At 24.9% G+C, this 3319-nt stretch carries 3 protein-coding genes and 1 riboswitch; all 3 genes read right to left on the reverse strand.

The window, feature by feature from the left end; all coding sequences use genetic code 11:
* Positions 1-130: 130 nt before the first annotated feature.
* The gene (lysA, locus tag GBZ86_RS14055; RefSeq protein WP_152891691.1) at positions 131-1426 is read right to left on the reverse strand and encodes a diaminopimelate decarboxylase; all 1296 of its coding nucleotides are present in this window, start codon (positions 1424-1426) and stop codon (positions 131-133) included.
* Positions 1427-1623: 197 nt separating this feature from the next.
* A riboswitch (Lysine riboswitch) is annotated at positions 1624-1792 on the reverse strand.
* 113 nt (positions 1793-1905) lie between these two features.
* Positions 1906-2445 carry an NAD(+) diphosphatase gene (locus GBZ86_RS14060; protein WP_152891693.1) on the reverse strand — a complete coding sequence of 180 codons (540 nt, stop codon included), beginning with the start codon at positions 2443-2445 and terminating at the stop codon, positions 1906-1908.
* 14 nt (positions 2446-2459) lie between these two features.
* Positions 2460-3152 (reverse strand): DNA/RNA nuclease SfsA, encoded by a 693-nt coding sequence (gene sfsA, locus GBZ86_RS14065; RefSeq protein ID WP_152891695.1) that lies wholly within the window; start codon positions 3150-3152, stop codon positions 2460-2462.
* Positions 3153-3319: the final 167 nt, after the last annotated feature.

The raw sequence follows: 3319 nt of genomic DNA on the forward strand, positions 1-3319 counted from the left end.
TCATATAATAATTTTTAAATAGTAAAATTTATTATATTAATAAATTTTACTAAAATATTGCAATTATAACAAGAAAAGAATAGATTATTTTCTATTTAAATTTAAAAATAATCTATTCTTTAAAACTTTATTATATATACTCATTTCTTAACATATCATCATATGTTTCTCTTTTACATACCAGTCTAACATTTCCATTTTTAACCATAACAACTGCAGCTTTAGGAATTCTATTATAATGATTTGCCATAGAATATCCATAAGCTCCTGTTGAAAATATAGCTAAAATATCTCCACTATTAACTTTAGGTAATGATACTTTCTCTAATAAAACATCTCCTGATTCACAACATTTTCCTGCTACTGTTACTATTTCTTCTTCTTCATCATTTATTCTATTAGCTAAAGCACATTCATATTGAGCTTTATATAATGCTGGTCTTATATTATCACTCATACCACCATCTACTGAAACATATTTTCTTATATTAGGAACTTCTTTTATAGCACCAACAGTATATAAAGTTGTTCCTGTATTACCAACTATACTTCTACCTGGTTCAATTGTTAAAATTGGTTTCGGTATTCCAACGTTCTCACATACATCTTCAACTTTATTCAATATAGTATTACAATACTCCTCTGCACTTTTAGGTTTATCTGTTTCTGTATAGTATATTCCAAATCCACCACCTAAATCTAATTCGGGAATTAAATATGATGTTTTATCATAAATGTCTTTTATTAAATTAATCATTATTTCTACTGCATCTTTAAAAGGCTCTAATTCAAATATTTGAGAACCTATGTGACAATGTAATCCACTTAACTCTATATATGGAAGGTCTATTGCCTTTTGTACTATATCTAAAATAATATTTCCAATTATAGGAAATCCAAATTTTGAATCTATTTGTCCTGTTCTTATATATTCATGAGTATGGGCTTCAATACCTGGAGTTATTCTCAAATAAATTTTTTGAACTTTCTCATGATTTTTAGCAACTTCATTTAAAACTTCTAATTCATGCAAATTATCTACAATAAATCTTCCAATACCTAATTCTACTCCTAAATTTATTTCAAAATTTGTCTTATTATTTCCATGAAAATATATTTTTTCTGTTGGAAATCCAGATTTATATGCAGTATATAATTCTCCTCCAGATACCACATCTAAATAAAGTCCTTCTTCGTTTAATATTTTGCACATCGCCATATTTAAAAAAGCTTTACCTGCATAAGTCACTCTATTTTTTTTGTTTTTTCCAACAAAAGTATTATAATATTTTCTACAATTTTCTCTAATTAATTCTTCATCCATTACGTATAAAGGTGTTCCATACTCTTTTGCTAAGGTAGTTGCATTAACTCCACCTATTACTAATTCATTTTTTTCAATAGTCATTGTTCCAAATAATCTCATAAAAATCTTACCTCCACATATTATTTATTAATAAAAAACGTCACAAATAATGTGACGGTAGAGTTATAAGAGTATGCTTAAGTTGCTTTTATAAACCAAGTAATTTTTTTGCTTATCATATAGTTCCTTGCTACTTTTTATAAAAAATAATGCAGCAAAAGGAACACTTTTGCTGCATAAAACATTACAACTTTAGCGTACCTTGTAGCCCTCCACTTTATAAAGTGACAGTCATATGTATATTTTACATATGCCCAGATAAACTTTTTGCCAACAATTTATCTTCGGCTATAATTCCTTTCACTATTTATTATAACTTGCCAGCTCCTAATAGTTACTCTTAATTACAGCACCTCTACTTTGGTCCTTAATTAATATTATATTAATTTATGTATATAATGTTACCATAAATATTTAACTAATCAATATATCAAAAAATATTATTAATAAATTTTATTTAATATTTTTTGAGTTTATATTTATAATTCATATGAATTTTCTATTGTTTTAAACGCTTTAATTTTTTTATTATCTAATTCCCTTAATACTTTTTTAACTATTTTTTGACCAATTTTATCTTCTTGCATTTGCTCTAAAGCATTTTCAATATTTACCCATTCTAAAAACTCAACCTCTGAAGACTTGCATAACTCTCCTTCTTTATATTTTGCCATGTAGGTAAGCATAAGTAATTCTTTATCTTTTACAAAATCACTACCTAAATATTTTACATTATTAACCTCTATACCTGATTCTTCTTTTATTTCTCTACATACAGCTTCTTCTACTGTTTCATTAATCCCAATATATCCTGATAATAAAACTTTAGAATTTTTATATATATAACTTTGCTTTAGCAATAAAATTTTATTTTCTTTAATTACTGCCACTACTAAGCAAGGCTTAGGTAAATCAAAAAACATTTTATCATCATGAGAACAATAAGGTACTTCCCCTTCATCCCAACTATTCCTAAGAACTAATTTGCTACCGCAAAAAGGACAATATTTATATATCATAGTTTCCACCTCATTTAAAGAATTACTTTTACTGGTTTAAAAAGAGTTATTCCCTCTTTATCTACTTTACAATTATATGCAAATATATCTACTCCTTTGCTATAAGCTAATCTTAATGCTTCTCCAAATTTAGGATCTGTATCGTCATTAGGAGAAAATTCTATTACATCTTCCATTTGTATTAAAAATAAAACACCAGCACCTAAAGACCTTCTTTTTACTTCAATAAGCTCTAATAAATGCTTTCTTCCTCTTTCTGTAGGTGCATCTGGAAATCTACATTTTTTGTCTTCTTCTAAAGTTACACCCTTTACCTCTAAATAATACTCTTCTCCATTATCATTATATAATTTAAAATCGAATCTTGAATTTCCAAAAGTCTTTTCTTTTAATATATTATTATATTTTTCTAATTTACTTATTTTTTTATCATTTAATGCTTCAAATACTACTTTATTAGGTATTTGAGAATCAATATTTATTAATTTGTTATTTTTATAACCTGCTATTAAATCAAATCTAGTTTTTCTATTCGGATTATCTTCTTCTCTTAATAGTACTCTACACCCTGGTATTAATATTTCTTTACATCTTCCTGTATTAGGAACATGTATTAATAACTCTTCTCCATTTAAATTTACATAACCTTGAAATCTATTTGGTCTTTTTATAAAAGTTGTTTCTATTATATTTTTATTATATTTCATTTTTATCACTACTCTCTATTTATTATTAAAAATATAAATACTTATTTTTTTAAAACTATTTTTAAACATAACAAATAAAAATATTAAAATCTTCTTTATATTCTAACAAATTTTTATTATTAATTAAATATAAATATCCATTAGTATACATTTATATAATTATTATT

Source organism: Clostridium tarantellae, from assembly GCF_009295725.1.
Classification (GTDB): domain Bacteria; phylum Bacillota; class Clostridia; order Clostridiales; family Clostridiaceae; genus Sarcina; species Sarcina tarantellae.

Coding starts and splice junctions, on each gene's coding strand:
- lysA (WP_152891691.1), bottom strand. CDS start 1,426: ATGAGATTATTTGGAACAATGACTATTGAAAAAAATGAATTAGTAATA.
- GBZ86_RS14060 (WP_152891693.1), bottom strand. CDS start 2,445: ATGATATATAAATATTGTCCTTTTTGCGGTAGCAAATTAGTTCTTAGG.
- sfsA (WP_152891695.1), bottom strand. CDS start 3,152: ATGAAATATAATAAAAATATAATAGAAACAACTTTTATAAAAAGACCA.